This is a genomic window from Streptomyces longisporus (genome assembly GCF_039532765.1).
Taxonomy (GTDB): Bacteria; Actinomycetota; Actinomycetes; order Streptomycetales; family Streptomycetaceae; genus Streptomyces; species Streptomyces longisporus.
Window position 1 is genome coordinate 1 of record NZ_BAAASG010000019.1, and the last position, 21,847, is coordinate 21,847.

Genomic DNA, 21,847 nt, shown 5'->3' on the forward strand with positions numbered 1-21,847 from the left:
CCTTCAAAACCGGATCAACCGAGGAAGAAGAGCAGCTCTGGCCGAATCCAGGAAGTCCCATCACCGCACGCGAGATCGCGCACCATCATCCGGAAGGCGCGTGCGGGGTGGGTACCGCCGTGGGTCAGCATCGGCGGCTGGATCAGTGCCATCTGGGAGTGCTCTCCTTTACAGGGCGGTGTAGGCGTCGCGCCACGACACCGCGAGGCGGGTGGAGTTGGTGTAGTCCGCGCCGGTCCACCGGACTTCGCTCGTTCCGGGCGGGATCTGGAACAGGTCCAGGCGGGATGCAGCGGACAGGGCCGTTGCGACGTTGCCGCCGTTGCGCAGGACCCAGCGCGTTCCGGGGCGCGTGTCGATCTGGAGGGTGTCGTTCTCGCCGAGCGTCAGCGCGAGGTCGAGGACGCGGCCTGTCTCCGTGATCCAGATGCGGGGGTTCACGACCGGGCCCTTGATCTTCAGGGAGGGCCAGGCGGGCAAGTCGCCAGCATTGGTCGCCCACCCGGGACGCTCCACAGGATTGGATACGCCGGTCGTGATCGGCGCGGTCACAGGAGCGGTGAACCCTCCGTCGTCGTCGCCGCGCGCGAGAGGAAGAGTGACCTGCTGCTCGGGCTCTCCCTGCCATACCGGGTCCGTGACTTCGAACACCAGGTTCAACGGAATCCAGCCGAACATGGCCTGTGCCATGGACACCGGCTCAACATCGCGAATCCTTCCCAGCACGCGCTTGGGCCCGTCACGGCCCGGCCAGAACACACGAAGCGTCTGCAAAGCCCCAGCGGTCTTGCGGGTCGTGGGGTCCGACGCAGCACGCTTCAGCTCAGCCAGGGCATCGACAGCGGCAGCCGGATCTCCCGGCGTGCGGATTCCGGCCTCGATCGTCACCGTCTGCGTGCCGTAGTAGTCCACACCGGGGAACGCACCGTCCTCGGTCGGCAACTCGACATCCTGAGAACGGACTTTGGGCGTTCCGAAGCCAGTGATATCGCCGACGGGGTATCGCGTTCCGGGGCCCAGGAGGACGCCGGCGAAGTCGACTTGCCACTCTTGGGTGATCGTCGCCATCAGAGACGGCCTCCTCGCTGAGCGTTCCGAAGACGCCGCATGATCTCTGTGCCGACACGGTCGGCCGCTTTGGCGTCGGCGCCGCCGTTGACGGTCACGGGCATGGATCCGACGAGCGCGGCGGGCCGCTCTTCTCGGACGACGACGACTTGGACTGGGGCGGGCCGGGCGTCGACGAGTCGTACGAGGCCGCTGTCGCCCGCGGGGGTGAGCTGGTAGCCGAACCTGTTCGCCACGTCCGCCAGGACGGTCGTCGCCGATCGCCGCTTGTTCACGCCGAGCGGCACGTACGCCTCTCCCCCGGTGGACGGCTCGGCGAAGCGGATGATCCCGTTACTGGTGGCGTACAAGCCAGTCCGGATGCCGCCGTCCTCGTACGCGAGTTGCTTGTTGGCCTTGTCCAGGTCGGACAGGAAGCGCGTGGCCTTCTTCCCCAGCGCATCCTTGATCCGGGTCCGGCCGAGCGTGCCGATCTCGATGATTCGGTCCTCGCCGAGCTCTGTCTTCTCGGCGACATCGTGGATACCGGTCTTGCTGGAGGTGATCGCGGAGATGATCGCCACGAGGTCCGGTAGGTCGTCGTCCGGGATGGCCTTCGAGGCGGCCTTGGCCTGGGTGTTGGCCTTCTTGGCCTTGCTCGGGGACTTGGCGGCCTCGGCGGCGACGTCCTCCGCGTCCTCGTCTCCCTGCTCGGCGAGCATCGTCGCCAAGTCGCCGTAGCCCATGGCCGCGAGCTTGGAGAGGTTCTTCTCGAACGCGGCCTGGTCCTTGATGGCCTGCTTGAGCTGGGTGGTGTAGTCGGACAGCGTGGCTCGCGCGACCACACCCAGCTTCTCCAGGTCCTTGGTCATCTCCGTGACGTACTTGGAGCTACCAGTGGCCATCTTGTGTGTGAGCTCCACGCCGTCCTCGCCCATGTTCTCCAGGGCATCGGCGACATCCTGGCCAGCGCGACGGGCGACGGTGGCGAGGTCCTTGCGCCACCGCTGGGCGCTCTTCACAGCCTTGTCGAGGTTCTTCTCGAAGAGCTTCAGGTCGAAGACCTCGGTCTCCTTGCCGCCCTTCTTCACCGTCCGCATGGAGTCCGCACGGACCGAAGAGATCGAGATCAGCTCTGTCGAGCCCGAGGAGCTGTAGGACCAGTCGGTCAATCCTCCGTCGGCGTACCAGTCGACGTTCTTGCCGCCGAGTCGCCGGACGACCTCCTCGGTGATTGCCCGTGACCGGGTGCGTTTGTTGTGGGCGAGCGGGATGTACGCCTCGGGGCCCGCGGCCTCCTCGGCCCACACCCGCCATGTCCCCTGCCGGGCGATCTGCGCGACATGGTTCTCGCGCTCACGGACACCTCCGCCAGCGTAGAACTCGAGCACGGAGCCATTGGCTTGCTTGCTCGGGGCCTGGATGGAGTCGGGGACACCGTTGGCGTCACGGTCCCAGGAAGTGGCCTGCCGCTTGACCACGAGGGGGATGACCACGGGCGGCGGTTGGTTCGTGGACACGCTGACGGTGACCGACTTGGTGCCGGGGATGTTCTGGACCGACAGCCCGATGGCGTCGAGCTGCGCCTTGACTGCGGCCATGTCGCCGGAGAGCAGAGCGGACGTCAACGCCGCGGCGGCGTCGGTGCCCTTGGTGTCTGCGACTTGCCGGATGAGGTCCAGGGCCCCGGACCATTCGGCGTTCGCGTCCTTTCCTGCCTTGGAGAACGCGGCCACGACCTTCGACAGGTCCGGGGCGTCGATCGGTACGTCCGCTCCCCAGATGCTCTTCAGGGTGTCCATAGCTCTTTCGGTGTCGCCTGAGAGAAGGGCGTCCTGGAAGGCTCCGGCGGCGTCCTTCCCCTTCTTCTTGACGACCTCGGCGAGGAGGTCCATGCCACGGTCGAACTCGCCGCGGGCGTCACCGACGGACTTCTTCACGGCCTTGCGCAGGTCGATCATGGCCATTTGCTCGGTGACCTTCTGGAAGGCAGCCGGGTCGTTGCGCTCCGACGCCTTGGCCCAGGCGCGGCCGATCTCCTTGCCGTACCTCTCGGTGATCTCGGCGGTCTTCTGCAGGCCGAGCCGGTACGCCTCCGTGGACCGTTCCGCGTCCTCGGTCACGATGTCGCGCAGTTCGTCGGCGACCTTCGTCTTGCCCTTCTTCAGCTGACCGACGAGTTCGTTGAGCATCGGCGCGGCATCCACGCCGAGTTCCGCGAAGTGGTCGGCCAGGTCGTCGTAGCCGAACACCGCGAGTTCGGACAGGTTGCCCTGGAAGTCGCGTTGCGCCTGGAGCTGCTTGTGCAGCTCCTTCATGTAGTCGGACAGCTTGACCTTGGCGGTGTCGGCGTCCTTCCCGGCTTTGCGCATCGCCTCGGCTGCAGCGGTCTGCGCGTCTCTGAAAGCCCGGGACGGGTCGACGGCGTCACCGACGGCCTCGGCGAGCGCCTTCATCTCGTCGGTGATCTCGGGCGCACCGGTGCGGTCGATGTCCGCGAGGGAGAACAGGTCGAAGATGCCGCCACTGGTCTTGGCCTGCTGCTTGATCTTCGCCTCGACGATCGCCTTCTGCTGGGCGATCTCGGCTTCCTTCTTGACCGCCTCGGACCATATCTTGTGGCGCTCTTCGAGGGTCTTCTCCGCCTTGGAGTATTGGGTGATGCTCTCGTAGTCGCCGGATGCATCACCGGCTCTCGCCTTACGCGAGTACTCATAGGAGTCCTGCTGAAGGCGGCTCTGGAGCATGGCGAGCTTGGCCCCGCCGGAGGTGATCGCGTCGATCGCCTCGGTGGTTCTGATGCCGACCTTCTCCAGGTCCTTCAGCGCGCCGTCGGCGGTGAGCTGGTCGTACAGCTTGTTGATGCTGGCACCGGTCGTCGCCTCCTCGCGCTCTTGCTGCAAGGCTTGGACCAGCTCGTTGGTGGCGTCCTTCGCCTTCTGCTTGGAGGCGGTGTAGGCGGCGTATCCGGCGATGCCCAGGGTGAGGACAGCGGCAAGGCCGGTGACCGCGAGGCTGGTACCCGCCAGCACGGCGGGCATCACGGCGCCGCCCGCCTGAGCGGCGGCCAGGGCGGTACGGAACGCGGCGATCTGAACGGTGACCTTCGTGTAGGCAGCCCGGAGCAGCAGCAGTCCCACGATGGACGCGGTGACCATCGTGAGGACGGACTTCATCGGTCCAGGGAGGTCCTCGATGCTGCCGACGACGGTGTGGACGACGGACCCAACGGCCTTGAGCGCCGGCAGCAGGGCTCGGCCGACGTCGATGGCGAGCGCACGGGCCTGATTGGCGGCCAACTGCCACTGGCCGGTGACGGTGTCGGTCTGGAGGGCGTACGCCTTCTGCGTGGCTTCCGCACGCGACACTTCGTTGGCGATGCCCGCGTAGGTTTTGGCGTAGTTCTCTCCTCCGGCGGAGGCCAGGGCGAGGGCGGCACGTGTGGCGCGGATGTCCTTCCACATGTTCGAGATGCCCTCGGCGGTGTTGCCCGCCGCCCCGTTGAGCTTGTTCACGACCACGTAGAGGCCGTCCTGTTCGACGGCGGAGGCGGCCGACTCGTAGCCCAGGTCCTTGATGGCCTGCTTGAGGTCCTGCGTCGGCTTCATGACGCGGGTGAGGAGCATGTTCAAGGCCGTCACGGCCTCGGCCGCGGGGATGCCGGTCAGCGTGATCGCGGCGAGCGCGGCGCTCATGTCGTCGAACTCGACGCCGGCCGCCGCCGCCATCGGTACGACGTCGCCGAGCTGCTGCGCGAGTTCCTCGAAGGAGATGACGCCGTAGTTGACGGTCTGGAACATCACGTCCATGACGTCGCTGGCGTCGGACGCCGACATGCCGTACGCGTTGAGCACCCCGAGAACAGCGCGGGCAGAGGTCTCCGTCGTAGTCAGGCCCGCTGCCGCGCCCCGAGCCGCGACTTGGAGGATCTCCATGGCGTCCGCGCCGTCGAAGCCCGACGAGACGATCTGATAGAGGCCGTCGGCGAGCTGGTCGGCGGTCTGCGGCAGCTCGGTGGACAGCTCGACGATCTGATCGGTGAAGGCTCCGACGTTCTCGGAGGTGATCTGCTGGGAGATCGTCAGCACGTTAGCCATCGCCCGCTCCAGCGAGATCGCCTGAGCCACGCCGACACCAAGAGCGGCACCGATGAGCAGGCCGTTCTTCGCGGTCCGCGCCGCCTGGGCGCTCCGCGCGGCGGCCAGCTGGGCCTCAGCCCGCGCGACTTGCTGTGCCTGTCGCTGCGCGTTGCGCGCCGCGGTGGTCTGCACCTCGTCCCGCATTCGGACTGCCGACAGAGCACGGGCATCGGCCGAAGCCGCGAGGCCAGTGGCGCGGGTCGCCGTCGCCTGGGCCGCAGCTGCACGCCGTTGAGCTTCGGCGTGCTCCTGGGCGGCGCGGGCAGCGGCCGTCTGAGCCGCAGCGGCGGTACGTGCGGCGGCTGCGGCGCCGGCGCCCGCTGTGGCCTGGGCGCGGGCGTTCATCGTCTGCGCCAGGGCCTGCGCCCGTGCGGCGCGCTGTCCCGTTGCCGCCACCGCAGCCTGTTCCGCTGCCGTACGGCGGGCCGCTGTCGCTGCCACCGCTTGCGCACGGCCAGCACGTTCCTGGAGCACGGTGGTCCGCTGCACGGCCTGAGCCACCTGCGCCTGGGAGCGAACCATCTGCGCGGACGCGGCCACTTGGGCGCGGGCCAGATTGTCACCGGCCACGCGTACCTGGTTGAGCCGGGCTGCCGTTCCGTCCAACTGCCCGTCGAACGCGCGGAGTTGCGTGGCGCCTTGTCGCAGACCGGTGGCAAGTCCACCGGTTGACGCGAGCAGGTTGACGTACAGGGTGTAGGCACCAGCCACGTCAGGATGCCTCTCTGGGCTTCAGCCCGATCTTGAGCCCCCGCGCATCTGGTCCATCAGGAATGTGTTCGCGCTCCATCTCGATGACCTCGCAGCCCACACAGCGGTAGGGCTCGGCCACGTACGCGAAGCGGTCGCCGCCCCGGCTCTCGTCCCACTCCGCCGCCCGGGTCCCGCAGGTCTCGCAGACGCTGCGGTGGTGCGTGAGGTAGGCCATCGCCTTCGCCCGGTCCAAAGCCGTCCATCGGCCGTCCCCCGCACCCGTGAACTGCGAGTGCGGGAGTCCGTAGGCGTGGCACAGCTCCATCTCGTCCCTGAACTGGGCGTCGGCGATCAGCCTTTTCCCAGGTCGGCCCTCATGGTCTGGTTGACCAGCAGCGCGGCCGTGAACAGGGCCTTGGCGTCTGCGTCGCTCCAGCTGTCGAGGAGTTCCTGTGCCTCCGCCTCGCTCATGCCGTCCACCGAGGAGGCCGAGATGAGTGCGGCGGGGAAGGTCTCCACGTTGTACTCATGGCCGTGGTCCGCCTGCTCCTCCGTGGGGGCGTGCTCGCGGAGCAGCTGCTCCCAGACAGGTCGCGGCAGAGCCCGGAAGGTGAGGGTGAGGGTCCCGGCCGCCAGGGCTCGCCGGGCCTCGTCCAACACGGTCTGCGCGGCCAGCACTTCCGGCTGTGCGAGTGCCCAGCTCTCACGCTCGTCGGCTGGCACCTCCATCTCGGAGGCCCGGCCAACGGCCCCGGTACGGGCCTTGGCCATGTCGAGCGCCGCATCGGTCACGCGCTGCTTCAGGTCCTGGTCGTCGAGGAAGGACACCGCGCGCTCGGGAAGTCGACGGGCCCGCAGACGGGCCATCTTAGCCGCCCAGTGCGGATCGCGGGCGACAGCATCGGCCGGCGGGTCAACGAAGGTCGTAGTCATGCAGCACCCCCGCCGATCAGGCCGCGGCCGGGACGGCTACGTCCTGGACGGGCTTGCCGGTCACGTTGAAGCTGACCTTGAACTTCGCCGGTTCGGAGGCGGTCGTGTACGTGCTCGACCGGGAGCCGACGCGCACCGGGAAGATGTCCATGGACTTCGATCCCGGGATGTCGCCCTTGCGGAGGATGACTACGTAGCCCTCGACCCCCTTGGCGAGGAGCGTCTCCAGGGCGTTGTCGACCTTGTCCTCGTAGAAGGTGAGGCTGGAGTTGTCGGCCTTGTCCTCACCGGGGATGTTGCCGGTGAACTCGGTGGCCAAGTCCGGTGTGTCGATGGGGGTGTTTTCGACGGCAAAGCCCTCGATGTCACTGATCGCCGGGGACAGGTCGGTCCCGTTGCTTGCGCCGAGTTCCGGACGGGTCGGGATCAGTTCTTTCGAGACGATGTCTTTCAGGAAGAAGAACTTCGTCGTGCCGCGACGGGTGAACCGCTGCTGTGACACTGATTCTCGCTCTCCGGGAACCGGTGTCCGGAGCGCGCACACGCCGGGCCGGTCCCCAAGAAGGGGGAATCGGCCCGTGCCGGGCGGCCGGGCGTCCGCGAGGCGCCTCCGCGGTGAGGTAGCTGGAACGTCAGGACCCGAGTGTGGTCACAGTGAGGACGTACCGCTGCACATAACTGTATACGCCACCGCTGACAGACATCCCTTCCTCCTTGTCCAGCTCGCGGTCGATCACGATGTAGCCGGTGATGGTGATGGTGTTGACGTAGTTCCCGCTCAGGCGCGCAAGGAGTGCGGTGCGGACCTTGTCCGCCATCCACTCGACCTGTTCGGCGGTTGAGGCGACCGAGGTGACCTGGACGAGCACACGGGCGTCAGCGTCGCCGTCACCGTAGGGCGGGCCGCTGGTAGTCACGCCCAGCGGGTAGAGGACGCTGTAGGGGATCGTGGCGCCGGTGGGCGTACTCGATGCCGTGGGGGCGGTCCCGTATCCGCAGCTTCGGGCTGTTGCTGTGGCCAGTGTCTTCTGGATCGCGAGGGACACTTCTCTGCCGGAGACGGGCACTACTCCTCCTCTTCTTCTACAGGGGTGGTGATCTGTCGCCCGGTGGCGTGGCGGTCACTCACGAGTCGTCGTCGATCGTGTCGCCGATCGCGGCGATGAACAGCGGCCGGATCTCCTCGACAGCTGGGCCGACGTGCGGGTATGGGGGCTGGTTGTAGATGCGCCCCAGGCTGTCGGCGCCGACGAAGCCGTACTCCAGGCGTCTGGCCTGGGGCTTGTTCGTGCCGACGACCGCCGTGACGGAGAGCCCGTCCGTGGACACCTCGTGCGTCCAGGATCGCCGGTAGTCGCCCGTGGGTGCGTTGGGACCCGGCCTGCCGCTGGCCTTGGCCTTGATCCTGGTCTCCAGCAGCATCGCGTAGTGCTGGACGGTGGCCGTGACCTCGGGCAGAGTGCGCGCCGCCCTGGCGTCGAGCTGTGCGGCGATCTGGAACGCGTTGGAGTAAGCGCCCGCAAGGGGGTGGGCATTGGGGTGCGGATTCAGCGAGGACGCCACTGACTCATCGCCCGTCTTCCCGCTCCGGCTCGCCCCACTGGCCGAGGGCCCACTCCCTCAGCAGGGCGAGCATGGCGCGGGTCAGCTCGTGCGGGCGGCCGTCCATGAGGTCATGACGGTCGAGCGCAGCCTTCTCCAACTCGGCGGGACTGATCGCGGACAGGAAGGCAGCCGCTGCCGGGCCAGGGTCCGGCGGGTCGCCGACGACGACGTGCGCCAAGCCCTCGAACACACCGGTCGCCGTGGATCTCGGAGAAAGCTCGATGACCATCTGTGGTACGGCACCCGCGTGGTGGGACAGTGAATAGGCAGCGAGGTCCCGGGAGACGTCGTGACCGCCGATCTCCACGACGGCGGTATGCCCCTGCCCGGTGACGCGCACCGTCAGGGGCACACCCTGGGGAGAAATGGTACTTCCACTCTGATGTGTTGGCACCTATATAAGCTTACGCGTATCCGATGGCAGCCCAGCTCGCCAGCCGTCTACGGAGGCGTGATCTCGTCGAGACGAGTCACCCGAACGATCTCGACCGTGGATGCTTCCGACGGATCCAGGACCTGCCACACCCGATTCGTTGTCGCCGCGTGCTCGCCCGCTGCGGCGACAACTTCCACGCGGTCGTACCGCATGGGAACGGGCGCCGAGATCGGCGTGAGGAGCCGATACCAGCTGACCGTGTCGTCCAGCCACTCCCGCCCGAGAACGTGCTGCGCGGTGACCTGTCCATGTCCGGACAGGACAGCTCCTGGTCCCTCGTAGACGGACTCCGCCGGCAGAGACCCCAGGAGGCCGGTCGATAGGTCGAGTTGGGGAGTACCGGTTGGGCGGGTGATCCGTACCCTGTCCACCAGCAGCGTCGACTCCAGCTTCTCCCGTTCCACCTCCGTGTCGATCGGCGTGCTCACGAGGTGCTGCCCGAAGTGCTGTGTTGAGTGTTCTGATCCAGGAACGTCGTGCGGACCACGGCCAGAGTGGAGGTCTGCCCGACATCGAGGACGCGCCACGTACGGCCGATCGCTGCCGGGTCGGCGGCGTGGACGACGCTCACCGAGTCCTCACGCGAAGCCACCGGGGCGTCCAGAGGCGTGAGCAGCTTGTACTTCGACGTGGAGTCGTCGACGTACGCCTGGCCTTCCAGGTGCAGGACGATCCCGGGATCACCATTCGGGAAGACCCCGCCGTGCCCTTCGTAGATGATTACCGGCGGGCCGGGCTCGTACTGGCCTGTGTCCGGGTTGAAGACCGGCTCACCATCCCTGCTGATCCGTACGGTATCCGTGAGGATCTTGCGTTTGATCATGTTGCTGACGGCCGCCAGGGTCAGCCCTTCAGTAGGCACACTCATGCGTTCGAGCGTAGTCCCGCTGGTGAGCAACCCGAATCCCCACAGCTATTGATCTTTCTCGGTAAAGGTTGCGCGTCACCATTGAAGATTGCCGGCCGACCTACCGCTGATGCACAGAGCAGTCGCTCCTCTGCTCGGCTCATGACTTCCAAAGCCTTCCCTCGTCCAGGGGTTGGTGAAAGAATTTGAGCCTTGCTTCTTATCGGACGAGGGGGATCCGATGCCGGAACCACTGACGCTGGCTGCACTAGGCGGAGCCGCGATCGCGGAGGGCATCAAGTTTCTGTATGCGCAGGCGGGTGAGCTCCTGCGACGCAGGCGCGAGCACGCAGACGGCGAGGCGGAAGAGACGGCAACGCCAGCCGTCATTTCGGAGCCGGAACTCCTGCCAAGGCTTGACCTCACTCGCATTGAGGGGCTGGAAGACGAGCTACGGCTCCTGCGGTCTGATCTACACGAGTACGCCACCGGCGTAGACATCGTCACCGATCCGCCGGACTCGGCTCTCATCCAACGAGTGGACGCGCTGCGCCAAGTGTTCGAATGCATCTACGGAACGCGACTCATGTTCGCAGGAGAGGCCCGTCGGGCGGCCGATGTCTCCGGCGCGATGACCGCGCAAGATGTTGCTGGTTACGTAGCGGCGGTACGAGCCAGCGGATCAGGGACATTCAGAGGAGTAACCAAGGTGGGCCGTGTCGAGAAAGGCGGCGAGGCCGTAGGCGTTGAGTACCAAGGATGAGTTAAGACTCCAGTGTCTAATCTCCAAGACTTCTCAGGACGCGACTGGCTCTTTGAGGTACTCAGCGACTGGGCACGAACGGGCGAAACTCCAGCATGCCTGATCATTGGCCCGCCTGGCAGCGGCAAGTCACTGGTGGCAGAACGCCTTGCGCAGTTACCTCAGCTACTTCCCGGCGTGCTAGCTCATGTGCACTTCTGCCAGTTCAACAGCGTTGCCGTGGACCCTTTGCGTCTCATCGAAGCCGTTGCAGGCGCACTCGCGTCTCGGTACCCGGTTTACCGGAGAGCTTTGAATATTGACGACAGTCGGACCCTTATCAACATCCATGGTGAGGCCAGCGTCGAAAGAGCCGAGTGCGCCCAGGTGACGGTGACTGGTGTCCATATCACACTGAACCTATCTTCAGAACGTTCCGCGAGGCGAGCCTTTGAACAGTTGGTAGCCAACCCAATTCGAGCACTGCGTGCATCGGGTAACCACGAGCCGATCTACGTCGTCGTGGATGCCTTGGATGAAACATTCGACACTCAAGGAAACAGCCTACTGATCCCGTTCTTGTCTGGGATTATGCATCCCAACGCAGACCTGCCTCCGGGACTCAAGTTTGTGCTTACCAGCAGGCCCGATCAACGAATTTTCGGTGCCCTTGGCAGGGCTACACGGGTTCATCTCATCGAGGACGAACCACTACCCAATGCCGACATCGTTTCCTTCCTAGAAACACGGTACGCGGACCTAAATCAAGGGGACTTCGTAAGCAAGCTGGCAGCTCGGAGCCACGGCAACTTTCTGTATGCGTACTATGTGGCCGAGGACTCTCGGCGTCACCGGGATGTCAAAGCGCGTCAATTCCCTGATGGGCTGGACGAAACCTATCGGGAGTACCTAGAACGCGAGCTGCCCCATGATCGCATCACCTGGCGAAAACTTGTAAGACCGGTCCTCGGCTTGCTCTGCGTGGCACATGGAGAGGGGTTACCCCACGAACTCATTGCTGGCGCTACTGGCCTACGTCGCTCGCAAGTAGACGATGCCCTCTCTATGCTTGGTCAGTTCGTCACACTACAGCCCGACACCAAAACGGTTCGCTTGTATCACGATTCTTTTCGCGAATTTCTAATCAGCACCGAAACCCAGCTCGTCTATCCAGACGAGGCCCTGGAATACCTTAATAATCATCTGCTCGATATCGCCTGCGGTCGGGTGACTCTTCACACAGAGTCGGTTCGCCATTACCTCCTCAGTCATCTACCCAGACATCTACAGGAGGAGGATCGGACCGATGCTCTTCGACTCCTATTGCTAGATATATCTTGGATGTCAGAAAAGCTTCGCGCACTCGGAACGTTTGACTTGATCAGCGACCTTGAGCTGGCCTCCCCATGGCCACCAGCCGTGGCGCTGACAAAGGTCCTACGCATGTCTGCCGCGATAGTCGACGAACATCCGGAACAGCTACGAGCCCAGCTCGCCGGCCGACTCTTGGAAAACCAAAACGAGGCGTTGCACGCGTTATGGCGTAGCCTCAGCGACGACCAAGAGACCATGTGGCTCCGGCCAGTAACAGCAAGCTTGCCAACCGAAGTTGGCCCCGAGTACCTGTCCTTCCATCCGCATGCCGGTCCTGTGAGCTGCCTAGCGTTCAGTTTCCCGGTCGACGTCCTGCTGTCATGTTCCCGGGGCGAACCGTATATTCGAGCCTGGTCCATTGGTGACCGCGAGCAAACCTTCACCCTCGAACTTCCGGCAGAACGCGTAACAAGTCTGGCCTGCTCCGCCACGTCGCCCATCGCAGCATCGGGCCACAAGGACGGGACCATCTGTCTATGGGACCTCGCTAAGAGGTCGTTGATCACCAGTTTGCGGACGGCGCAGGATCCAATCGTTGCCACCATTCTAAATGGAGAGAAATTCTACGCCGTCACACTTACTGGAATTATCACTAGGATTTCGTTCACAGACTGGTCCACGATTGCAGAACAAACGATCGACGCTGGACATGTCACTTCTGTCGGGGTGAGCCCCGTAAGCGGCGACTTGTTCGTAAACACTACTTCATCTAAGGCCTACCAGCTGTCCGCGGGTAACCTGGAAGTGATCCAAATATTCCACGAGACGGGCGACGGCGGTTTCTGGACCCACGGCGCCGCTATACACCCCGACGGCGATATTCTCGTGACCTCGGGTCACGACAAACTCAAGCATTTCAGCATATCCACCGGGGCATTAATACTCAGTCAATACATCGGGCATGTTTTCTTCAAAGATCTTACCTTTACTAAATCTGGCGACATGCTCCTTGGGCGCTCATCACTGATGGAAGTGCTAGACCGAGAGTTCTACCATAAGGCCTCTTTTGGAAACGAACTAAGCTGCATGACCCTGTGCCATCCCCACAACTTGGTAGCGACCGGATCCGAGACTGGTCTGATAAAAATTTGGGACCTCACCGCACCCAACCTTCGACAAGAAGACACGTTTCGACATCGGGGACGCATCACCGATATCAGGGTGAGCGACGATGGCGAGATTGCCGCTGTGGCTGTGGCCCGTAACGTCGTCGAGTACTGGAATCTCAGGGAGCGGAAGACGATCGGTGCGGCCCTTGTGGATCCTGAGCTCTGGTACAACCGCAGCCCGCAGCCAGTAGGTCTTGCGCTGTCTCCGGACGGGCAGTATTCACTCTCCGCAGGAGACGTTGGGGCCGTGTGCGCAGTGCATATCCCTGCCCTGAATGAGGATGGGGTTGAAGGTAAGAGTGAAGTGATTCCTGACCCGTGTGTCGTGGGGAGTCCTGTCACAGGTCATATCGCAGCGATTGGATCAAAAGGCGACATCTATCTATGGAACATGCAACGCGACCGACGTCTGGCCGTAATTCATCTCGGCAGGGATGAACGCATTCGCGCCGTGATCGGCCCGCTCTGGGACTGTGTCTTCGTGCTGACCTCCACCACACTATTCGAACTCAGTGTCAGAAGGGGAAAGATTACACGTCGAACTCCACATTCCGGAGAGTTCACTGGACCGCTCGGATGGCTCCGAGATGGCCCAACGGCCATCGCCCTAAACGCCCGAGGTGACATTGTCTGTTTTCTCTCTGGGAAGCAGTCGGGCTGGCCCGATGTTCGGGCTCAACTTTTCGCGACGGCGCCTAATACTGGCAGGGTTGTATGCGTCTCCCAGGACGGGAGGATCGCATGCTGGCAATGGCATCGCGAACAACCCCTATGGAGCCGTCAAACAGGACGGCGGAAGCTCACGTCGATCGTTATTTCACCGGAAGAAACTTGGGGACTATTGATCGGCGAGGACGATGAAATTGAGCTTTTCGAAATCGAAACCGGTCGCAGTATCGCTACTTTCATGGCCGAAGGTCCTGTGACTGCAGCTCAAGTATCCCAACGTACTCGGATAGTTATTGCGGGAGAGGCGTCAGGGCGGCTGCATATCCTTGAAGTCATGGGTCAATGAGTATATCGCGAGCCGACGAAACTCCTATCCGTCCATCTTTGCTAGTTGATCAGCAGTGGCGTCGTGACTGACGGGCAGCTTAGTCGACAAGTTCAGCTCCTGCTCACCATCCTTGGTGCTGCGATCAGTTTGCAGGACTCGACGGTCAACAGCCGCCTGCTCGACTGCACCGCCAACCATTCATAAAGCGTGAGTCGAAGGTGGCTACTCGCAGCACTTCAATGACTGACTGAGCACCCTCTCGCCAGCATCCAGGGCAATTGTGAGATCGCGGTGTAGCTTTTCTGGAAGCGTGCCCGAGTCGAGGGCGCAGTTGCGGAGCAGGTCCTCGCAGTCCTGCCACTGGGTATCTCTAGCGAGCGCGTCGAACAGAGAATGAGCCATGAGTTCACGGGCCGCATACCCGTTGCGCGCTTCCGTTGTTCGTCGACATAGATCATCGACAAGTAGGCGAACTTCTGGGTGTTCGACCGATCCGATGGCGTCCAGGACGGTGAGGCCGAGACGGACGTCGAAGACGGTCATGCCCGCGTTCGCTTCGTGGTTGAGGAAAGTATTCGTCAATGACGCGAAGCAGTCGTCGATTGTTTGGCCTGCATCGCGGCGGCACAGCGTCATCAGGCAGGCGGTGACGGCATGTTCCCACGGCTCCCCCGGCTTTGTGGAGGCCAGCAGCTCGTGAGCGGTGCCGGTCTGGCCCGCCGTGAGAGCCGCGATGACTGCGACTTGGCGCCCGTCCAGCATCCTGGTACCCACGCCCCGGTGCTGTTCGAGGTGGGCCAGGGCCTCACCCCACCGCCCTGTAGCGGTGAGGCTGCGTGTGCCGTCAGCGAGGAGTACGCGCCATAGCCATGCCCGCACCTCTCGTCGGTCGCTCTCAGTGCAGGTCAGTTCAGGTGGCACGGTGATGCCCTCGAAGGAGACTGCGGCGGCGGCACCGACCGCCTCGTACAGATCCAGCAGCCGCTGACGGCCTTCGTCGGTTCGGCCGGCGCGGATCTGCAGGCGGGCGAGGTTGACCAGGGGCTCCAGTGCGCGGATGGCGGCCATGGCGGGGAGGGGGCAAGCATTGAGGTACGCCTCAGCATGCCGGTGGCACATCGCTCTCGCGAGATCCGGAAGGCCAAGGTCGGAGGCGATGAGCGCCGTCTGGTTGAAAACGGTGGAGGCCAGTCCCTGGTCACTCTGCTCTACGGCTCTTGAGGCCAGCACGGTAACGGACCGTACCCGTTCGGGCAGGGGGAGGCAGGCGGGGCGGAAGCGGGCAACTAGCGGGAAGCGTCCTGCTATTGGGCCGTGTGGATCCATGGTCCCCTCGGGCGGCATTGACGTGGTGGTGGGTGAACGATCGGGGGCGGTGCTCGTCGAAACGGCCGACGGGCACCGCCCCTCATCTATGGGCAGTTGTCTGTACGGGCCGTTGTCAGTTCCAGCCGACGAGAATGCGGTTGAGCGGTGTGCCGAGGACGAAGCGGCCAGGGCGCGGCTCGCTCACGGGAGCGTCGAGGGGCTGGATCTCGAAGGTGGCCTCGCGGCCGCGGTACTCGCGGTCCCAGGTACGGATCGCGGCGGCGGCCATCGCGGTCAGCTTGTCGCTGCCTGGGCCGTGGCCGATGACGCCGAACTCCCAGAGCTTCCCGCCGTCGGCGGTCTTCTGGTCCGACAGGCGGCGGGCGAGGTAGGTGAGGGCGCCCTGGTCGACGGCTGCGGTGGAGGAGGGGTAGGGGTCCTCGGTCAGGACGGTCCCCTTGGCTTCCTTCGGGAACAGCATCCGGATCAGGCCGCTGGGCAGGGAGCAGGAGACGAACAGCTCCATCCACTCGGGCGACTCCATGGCTCGGACCGTCATCCCGGTCCATTCCTCGGTGCGCGGCTGCGTCAGGACTCCGGCCAAGGCGTCGGCGTCGATGTTCTGTCCGGCGGGGGCCTGGAGGCGCACGGTGCCGTCCGTGCTGAGCGGGATGACGCGGCGGTCGTCGTCGGCGATGCCCCTACGCAGCGGCATGAAGGTGTTCATCTTGCTGCTTACGCTCGTCCAGCGGCCGTCGCGCTGCTCGTAGGCGATGGAGCGGGACACGCTGCCCTTGAGTCGTTGGGGTACGACGAGCCGTCCGCCGGGGGCGAGTTGCTGCATCCAGGCGTGCGGGACGCCATGGGCGCCAACGGTGGCGATGATCCGGTCGTAGGGGGCGCCTTCGGCGTGGCCGACAGCTCCGTCACGGGTCAGGGCCTGCACGTTGGTGAACCCGGCGGCCGTGAGGTGTGCGCGGGCGCCTTGCACGAGGTCGTCGTCCACGTCGATGGTTGTAACGTGACCGGCCTCGCCGACCAGGTGGGCGATCAACCCCGCGTTGTAGCCGGTGCCGGCGCCGAGTTCGAGAATGCGCTCGCCGGGCTGGGCCTGAAGCTGGTCGAGCATGAGGGCGACGATTCCGGGCTGGGATGCGCAGGAGATCGACGTACCGTCGGTGTCGTACTTGATGTTGACCGGCACGTTGGCGTAGGCATCTTCGAGCGAGGCGTCGGGCACGAACAGGTGCCGTGGGACGGTGCGCAACGCGGTCTCCACGGCGGCGGTGCGGGCATGTCCGGCTGCGCGGATCTGGTCGACCAGAGCGTTGCGGAGCCTGGTGGCCTCGGAGTCGGTCGGGGTGATCGTGTCGGTGTTCACCGCCCCGACGCTAGTGGTTTCGGACGTGTCCTCGGCGGGCGACGCAGTGTTGTCACTCGATCCCATGACGGCCTTTCTTGCGATGTTGAACAGGGTGCTCTGGTCTGCGGAAGGGAGACCAGCTCGGTTGGCGTGGAAGATCAGGTGGTGTGCGATGACGGCTCGCAGACCGCGGGTGAGATGACCGCCCGCAGCGAGGCGGGCGAGGGTCGTTCCCGCCTGCTCGAATGCCTCAACCCATTCGGTTTGTCCTTCGAGCGGCCCGCTCGGGCGGCACAGGCTGTGGGCGTCGACCGTCATCAGCTTGTGCATGGACGGAATCAGGGCGGTCGCCCGTTCGGGGGCGAGCGGGTGGGCGGCTGGCCTGAGTGCGGCGGCCTTCGCCCAGACGTCCCCTTGCTCGAACCAGTCGAGACGGGCGGCCCGCATCATGGCGCTGATCAGGAGGACGGCCAACTCCCGGCCGCCCAGCCGCCCAGGGCGGGGCTGGTAGCTCAGAAGGTGTCGGCTGTCGTGGTGGAACAGGTCGTGGGCGGCGTCCATGGCCTGCAGGCCGCCGAAGGCGTCCGTCTCCGGTTCGTAGATTCCACGGACACACGACGCTGCTGTGCCGTCGTCGACGAGGTCGCTATGCAGCAGCTCGATGAGCGGGGACGGTTCGGGGGCCCGGTAGCGCAGCGGCCAGGGCTGTTTGTTCATGAACCACCAGCCGGTGAGCTGGCCGTCTTCTTCGGCCGCGCACAGGGTGGGGCCGATGCGCTCGGCGATGGCGCGCTTGCCGATCTCGCGGTTGGTGAAGGTGATGTTGTGCTGGTGCCAGGGGGCCGGGCGCATGGCGGTGGTCCTTCGGTAGGTGGGGGTCAGGCGATGAGCAGGCAGGCGTCCCAGGAGGTTCGGGGCGGAGCCTCGGTCGCGGGGACCATGAGCGCCAGGGCGATGCCGGCGGCGCCGTTGAGGAAGCCGTGCCCGGCTTCGTTGACGATCGCCGTGGCGGCATCGTCCGGATCGGTTCCTGGCTTGCAGAGGAGGGTCAGGAGGGCGGGGATCGCTGCGCGCAGAAGGCCTGCGGTCGAAGGGTGCGCGTCCTCGGCGGTGCGGGCGGCGATGTGGGCGAGACCGGCGAAGCCGTGGCACAAGCCGTTGTCCGTGGTGGCTTTGAGCTGGGCGGGGTCTGTGAGTGCTGCCACGAGTGCGTTCTCGGCTTCGACCTGGCGGCCGGTGTCACCGAGGGCGAGAGCGGCAAGTTGCTGGGCGCGGGCCAGTCCCGCGGTGCCGTAGCACCATGACGGTCGCCCGGGCACGGACGGTTCAAGGAGACCGGTCCGCAGTTCGTCTCGCGTGATCCAGTACGGCCAGATGGGGCCCCGGTTGGTTTCCTCTTGCCAGCGGTCCAGCCAGGCCAGGATAGTGCGCAGGGCTTCATGGTGATCACCGACAGTGGTGCCGCGATGGGCGGCGAGCGCCAGGAGGGCGAGGACCCCGCCAATTCCGTGAGCCATGCCGGTGTTGCCGTGCCCGTCCGGAAACCGGCTGTCCGCTCGCCCGGAGGGGCCGGTCGGTGTCCACCAGCCGGGCAAGATCTCGCCGTTGTGCGTGACCGGTTGGGTGAGGCGTACGCAGTAGTCGAGGATGGCGCGCACTTCGGCACCGGCGGGGTCGCGGCGCAGGAAGTGGGCCCCGTAGCCGGTCAGGCCCCGGATCGTGTCGAACTCGGCCAGTTGCGGTAGGTGTCCGGCGTCGATGCGGCGGTGCGCGGCGTCCAGCCTGCGGCGGATGTCCATGGCCAGTTGGCTCTCGATCAGGCTCAGTGCTCGCTGGTAGGCGCCGGCTGAGTGGTCGGCGGCGCAAGCCATGGCATGCGCGAGGGCAGGTGCCCCGTAGAAGGGGTGGCTGTCCGAGCCGCTGGTGAGAGGGGATTGTGCGGCTGCGTTGAGCCAGTCGTGGGCGCGATGCCATGGGCCCAGGCCGGCTGCGGCCCGCTCGATGTGCAGCAGCGCGAGCCCGGTCGGCCCGTACGCGAGGTGCTGGCGTGAGGGTGCGCCGTTTGGGCCCGGCAGGTCGGTGGCCGGGTCGGCCAGCAGATCGGCGACGGCTTCGGCCACCTTGAGCGTGATCGGGTCGGTCACCGTGTCCTCCGGGACATCCAGGCCATGGCGGCGGCGCGCGTGAGGTACAGGCAGATCGCTTCCTCGGGGAAGTCGACCGCGACATGGCGTACGAAGTGGACGTGCAGCAGCGAGGAGAGGACGTCGTCCTCGGCGATGCCCTGGGTGTCCGGACTGGGGAGATGGGTTCGGTAGGCCGCCAAGGCCGACTCCCGGTCGGCCCACGCCTCCACTGTGGCCGCTCCCCCGGGCGTACTGCGCAGGGCCGCCCAGTTGCCGGACGGGTCGGACAACCTGACTGTCTCCTTCAGTTGAGCGCGGGGAACCGATGAGGGCGCCGTGCGCGGAATGTGGTTGATCAGCCAGCGCGTGGCGGCCTCGGTGCTGCCGAGGAACGCGCTGGCGATGGCGATGCTGTGCGCGGCCACCAGGGTGCGCTGGTGGGGACGCCCCGGCAGGCGGAGCTGGGTGACGACGGCGCGCGAGTCGGCCCGGAACACCTCCTCGGCTGCGTCCCAGGCGGTTCCGGAGCCCCAACGGCCCATCTCGCGGTAGGAGGTGGGGTAGCGCAAGTCCGACAGCAGCCCCATAGCGCGCAGTTCGTCGGCCCAGGTGCTGATCGTGCGGACAGTCCTGGCGAAGGCAGCGGGGTCGGGCAGGGCGATCCTGATGCGCAGGTGTTGGTCAGGATCTCGGAAGCGGATGAACCACCAGGGCGGAGCGCCGAGTTGGTTCATCAGGTCGGGGATGTGCTGGGCCAGGAGGAGGTCCTGGCGCCGTACGTCGCCGTACAGGGTGGCGAGCAGCAAGGAGGAGACGCCCGGGGTCTGTGTCTGTGCCAGGGAAAGTACGCGTGCTGAGGTGGGGGTGGGCAGCGGTGGCCATGCTGGTGGCCGCGTCGCCTTGAGGGGCACGATCACCTCGTGGGCGCGATCGCCGCACCATCCGTAGGCGTCGCGGCTCGGGGCTTCAACGAGGTGCGCGGGTCGGGCACGGTTCAGGTGCTGGCGCAGCAGGCAGCGGTGCCCGGCCTGGTCCAGGTCGAGGAGCAGGCGACGGTCGTCCTCGGCGAGGAAGACCCGTTGCGGCATTCGCCGTCGGATCCGCCAGTCCTCCAGCGCCGCGTCCCATTCGCTCTGCAGGCGGTTGCGTGCGGGCAGCTCTGCGGGCTCCAGTCGCCACCGCGCGGGGGCGAGTACGGTGCGCCCATATCGCAGTCGGGGCAGGAACGGCATGGCCGAGGCCGCGCCCCAGTCGAAGACGGTGACCTGGGCGCACTGAGCGCGGGACAGTTCGGTGAGGAATCGCACCAGCGGCGGGGTGTGCGTCGCGAGGTTCAGCGCGTGCATGCCGACGGCTTCGATCCGGTGCCCGCGCTGGGGGGCGGCCAGGTACATGCGGCGGCCGTCGCACGCCACCGCAAGGTCGTCGGGCGTGAGGACACCTTCGTCGCGAGTTCGGTGTTCCTGAACGCTGATCACGGTGGGCAGGATTTGTGGGGTGCGGGTGACATGGGCACTCGTCGGCAACAGCGGTGGAAAGGACAGCTGAGCAGGCACGGTTGCGCCGTCCGCCGCCGGCAGGTCGGCCAGCTCCGTCTCCAGGGCGGTACGGTCCGCTGGAGAGAGCACGCTGAGGAATCTGCCCGAGGTGACGCCGACGCCCCTGGACACGCTCACGATCTCCAGCCGGAACCGCCCGCTCTGCAAGTCGACGGCGCTGGCTGCGTGCACGCGGACCCCGATCTCCACGTGCGGCGGAACCCGGGGCTGCTCGGGCCCGATATCCATCGCGGAGATCAGTTCATCGGTGAGGACCACTTCATCACGGCCGTCCAGCACGGCGGCCTGCGCCAGGGCGACCAAGGTGTCGTCTCGCACGGAGGTCCGGCGACGGTGCACATCTGCTGACGTGCCGGGGTAGCCGTCTGGGAAACCGGTGCCGCTATCGGCCAGAACTTCCTTGAGGGGCACCATCGTGCCGATGCCGTACCGCTCGTAGAACCGCCGCTGATACGCCTTCCAGGCCGCGGTCCCGTACGGGAGGGGGCTGACCCGGGTCATCATCCAGGCAGCACGCTCGACCTCGCGTGCGACGGACTCGGGAAGAGCGACCTGGGCGTCGAGCCGGAGATCAAGAGCGAGCGGATGGCGGCGAACCTCGGGAACCAGGGCCCGCATCCGCGCCGCCGTGCCGGCCCGGCCGCTACGGGAGTCACATTTTCGCAAGTCGACCTGCACTGCGCGGAGTTCTCCGACGGTGGCGGCGACCGATGGCACGGTCTCGGCGTGAATCGCATCAAGGCTTCGCAGCAGGTACTCCAGTGCATCAGTCTCGGTGCTTGGCGCGTGCAGGCCGGAGATCAGAACCTGGTGTCGCATCAACTCCTGCACGAGCTGAAGTGCCTTCTCCGCCCCTCCGTGGGGGAACTCTGAGACCAGCTTGTCGGCAAGGTCTCCGGCGCGGACCGGTGATCGTGCGGCGTCCAGGACCAGGCGCACCGGCGCGGACAGGCCGATGGACGCCTCTACCGCGTGTCGCGGGTCATCATGGGTGTCGGGCTTGTACGGCACGACGAGCCGATCTCCGCGTTCCGCCACGGCGCTGTTCAGCACCACCGGCAGGCGCCCGAGTAGGTCCGGGCACGACTCCAGCCGCTCGATAGCGGCCGCCAGCCATTCTGCGCTCGCCCGGCCGATCGCGACATGATCTGCACCCCACACCGTGGCCGCCCTGGAGCCGAGAGCCGCTGTCGTTACGCCGGCGAACAATCCGAAAGGAGTCGCCCGATGCTCGGCGCGCAGCAGATAGCGGGCCACGGAAGTGACCGCACGACGTACGTCGCGCGTGGCCGGATTGTCGGATGAGCACAGGGTGCGGACCTGGGAGGCAAGCACAGGGCTGGCGTGCTCCAGGGCCTCTGCAAGGTCCTCGTCGGAACATGCTTCCCGCAGCCACGCGAGCCGCGTATTCGCGCCGCGGGGCGAGGGGTCATCAAGGTCAGGGCACGGCGAAAGAGGAAGCTCCGGCCGGGCAACTGCACGGACAAGGGCCGCCTTACCGGCGCGGAAACCGGTGCTCGAAACCATCACAACCTCCGTGGTCCAGAAGGGCGGCCGGTGCCCTCGCCG

General features: G+C 65.7%; 17 protein-coding genes. 2 read left to right on the forward strand and 15 right to left on the reverse strand.

Translation table 11 applies throughout. The annotated features are described in order from the left end of the window. Positions 1-14: 14 nt before the first annotated feature. The 11 genes from ABD355_RS35450 to ABD355_RS35500 form a co-directional block, all read right to left on the reverse strand. Positions 15-152 (reverse strand): hypothetical protein, encoded by a 138-nt coding sequence (locus ABD355_RS35450; RefSeq protein ID WP_344405063.1) that lies wholly within the window; start codon positions 150-152, stop codon positions 15-17. A gap of 16 nt (positions 153-168) precedes the next feature. Beyond that, complete coding sequence (locus tag ABD355_RS35455; RefSeq protein WP_344405064.1) at positions 169-1,068, reverse strand: phage distal tail protein; 900 nt, start codon at positions 1,066-1,068, stop codon at positions 169-171. Further along, positions 1,068-5,897, reverse strand: coding sequence for a phage tail tape measure protein (locus ABD355_RS35460; protein WP_344405065.1), 4,830 nt, complete (start codon positions 5,895-5,897; stop codon positions 1,068-1,070). The genes ABD355_RS35455 and ABD355_RS35460 overlap by 1 nt, the downstream gene beginning before the upstream one ends. Before the next feature lies 1 nt (position 5,898). Then, on the reverse strand, positions 5,899-6,204 hold the full coding sequence (locus ABD355_RS35465; RefSeq protein ID WP_344405068.1) for a hypothetical protein: 306 nt from the start codon (positions 6,202-6,204) through the stop codon (positions 5,899-5,901). Between the two features lie 26 nt (positions 6,205-6,230). Continuing rightward, positions 6,231-6,812 carry a hypothetical protein gene (locus ABD355_RS35470; RefSeq protein ID WP_344405070.1) on the reverse strand — a complete coding sequence of 194 codons (582 nt, stop codon included), beginning with the start codon at positions 6,810-6,812 and terminating at the stop codon, positions 6,231-6,233. Between the two features lie 16 nt (positions 6,813-6,828). Continuing rightward, on the reverse strand, positions 6,829-7,314 hold the full coding sequence (locus ABD355_RS35475; protein WP_344405071.1) for a phage tail tube protein: 486 nt from the start codon (positions 7,312-7,314) through the stop codon (positions 6,829-6,831). A gap of 130 nt (positions 7,315-7,444) precedes the next feature. Beyond that, positions 7,445-7,879: a hypothetical protein gene (locus ABD355_RS35480; RefSeq protein ID WP_344405072.1), complete on the reverse strand. Its 435-nt coding sequence runs from the start codon at positions 7,877-7,879 to the stop codon at positions 7,445-7,447. A gap of 58 nt (positions 7,880-7,937) precedes the next feature. After that, a complete protein-coding gene (locus ABD355_RS35485) occupies positions 7,938-8,375 on the reverse strand; it encodes an HK97 gp10 family phage protein (protein WP_344405073.1) in 438 nt (145 codons plus the stop codon). A 4-nt stretch (positions 8,376-8,379) separates the two neighbouring features. Further along, positions 8,380-8,769, reverse strand: a complete 390-nt coding sequence (locus ABD355_RS35490; protein WP_344405074.1) for a hypothetical protein — start codon at positions 8,767-8,769, stop codon at positions 8,380-8,382. Positions 8,770-8,858: 89 nt separating this feature from the next. Next, entirely contained in the window at positions 8,859-9,281 is a 423-nt protein-coding gene (locus ABD355_RS35495) for a DUF6093 family protein (RefSeq protein ID WP_344405075.1), read from the reverse strand. Then, complete coding sequence (locus tag ABD355_RS35500; RefSeq protein WP_344405076.1) at positions 9,278-9,721, reverse strand: DUF6093 family protein; 444 nt, start codon at positions 9,719-9,721, stop codon at positions 9,278-9,280. The genes ABD355_RS35495 and ABD355_RS35500 overlap by 4 nt, the downstream gene beginning before the upstream one ends. Positions 9,722-9,941: 220 nt before the next feature. Here ABD355_RS35500 and ABD355_RS35505 point away from each other — a divergent pair, with 220 nt between their 5' ends. Both ABD355_RS35505 and ABD355_RS35510 read left to right on the forward strand, forming a co-directional pair. Then, positions 9,942-10,463 (forward strand): hypothetical protein, encoded by a 522-nt coding sequence (locus ABD355_RS35505; RefSeq protein WP_344405078.1) that lies wholly within the window; start codon positions 9,942-9,944, stop codon positions 10,461-10,463. A 12-nt stretch (positions 10,464-10,475) separates the two neighbouring features. Next, positions 10,476-13,940, forward strand: coding sequence for an AAA family ATPase (locus tag ABD355_RS35510; RefSeq protein ID WP_425585822.1), 3,465 nt, complete (start codon positions 10,476-10,478; stop codon positions 13,938-13,940). A gap of 204 nt (positions 13,941-14,144) precedes the next feature. Here ABD355_RS35510 and ABD355_RS35515 read toward each other — a convergent pair whose 3' ends face one another. The 4 genes from ABD355_RS35515 to ABD355_RS35530 form a co-directional block, all read right to left on the reverse strand. Then, entirely contained in the window at positions 14,145-15,248 is a 1,104-nt protein-coding gene (locus ABD355_RS35515; protein WP_344405080.1) for a hypothetical protein, read from the reverse strand. Between the two features lie 115 nt (positions 15,249-15,363). Continuing rightward, positions 15,364-17,445 (reverse strand): methyltransferase, FxLD system, encoded by a 2,082-nt coding sequence (gene fxlM / locus ABD355_RS35520; protein ID WP_344405081.1) that lies wholly within the window; start codon positions 17,443-17,445, stop codon positions 15,364-15,366. A 26-nt stretch (positions 17,446-17,471) separates the two neighbouring features. Then, entirely contained in the window at positions 17,472-18,737 is a 1,266-nt protein-coding gene (locus ABD355_RS35525) for a lanthionine synthetase C family protein (RefSeq protein ID WP_344405082.1), read from the reverse strand. Next, the gene (locus ABD355_RS35530) at positions 18,734-21,805 is read right to left on the reverse strand and encodes a lantibiotic dehydratase (RefSeq protein ID WP_344405083.1); all 3,072 of its coding nucleotides are present in this window, start codon (positions 21,803-21,805) and stop codon (positions 18,734-18,736) included. The genes ABD355_RS35525 and ABD355_RS35530 overlap by 4 nt, the downstream gene beginning before the upstream one ends. Between the last annotated feature and the right edge of the window lie 42 nt (positions 21,806-21,847).

Bases quoted from the DNA above. Each gene is read 5' to 3' on its own strand.
- ABD355_RS35470 (WP_344405070.1), bottom strand. From the start codon at position 6,812: ATGACTACGACCTTCGTTGACCCGCCGGCCGATGCTGTCGCCCGCGAT.
- ABD355_RS35450 (WP_344405063.1), bottom strand. From the start codon at position 152: ATGGCACTGATCCAGCCGCCGATGCTGACCCACGGCGGTACCCACCCC.
- ABD355_RS35515 (WP_344405080.1), bottom strand. From the start codon at position 15,248: ATGGATCCACACGGCCCAATAGCAGGACGCTTCCCGCTAGTTGCCCGC.
- ABD355_RS35465 (WP_344405068.1), bottom strand. From the start codon at position 6,204: ATGGAGCTGTGCCACGCCTACGGACTCCCGCACTCGCAGTTCACGGGT.
- ABD355_RS35505 (WP_344405078.1), top strand. From the start codon at position 9,942: ATGCCGGAACCACTGACGCTGGCTGCACTAGGCGGAGCCGCGATCGCG.
- ABD355_RS35500 (WP_344405076.1), bottom strand. From the start codon at position 9,721: ATGAGTGTGCCTACTGAAGGGCTGACCCTGGCGGCCGTCAGCAACATG.
- fxlM (WP_344405081.1), bottom strand. From the start codon at position 17,445: ATGCGCCCGGCCCCCTGGCACCAGCACAACATCACCTTCACCAACCGC.
- ABD355_RS35530 (WP_344405083.1), bottom strand. From the start codon at position 21,805: ATGGTTTCGAGCACCGGTTTCCGCGCCGGTAAGGCGGCCCTTGTCCGT.
- ABD355_RS35455 (WP_344405064.1), bottom strand. From the start codon at position 1,068: ATGGCGACGATCACCCAAGAGTGGCAAGTCGACTTCGCCGGCGTCCTC.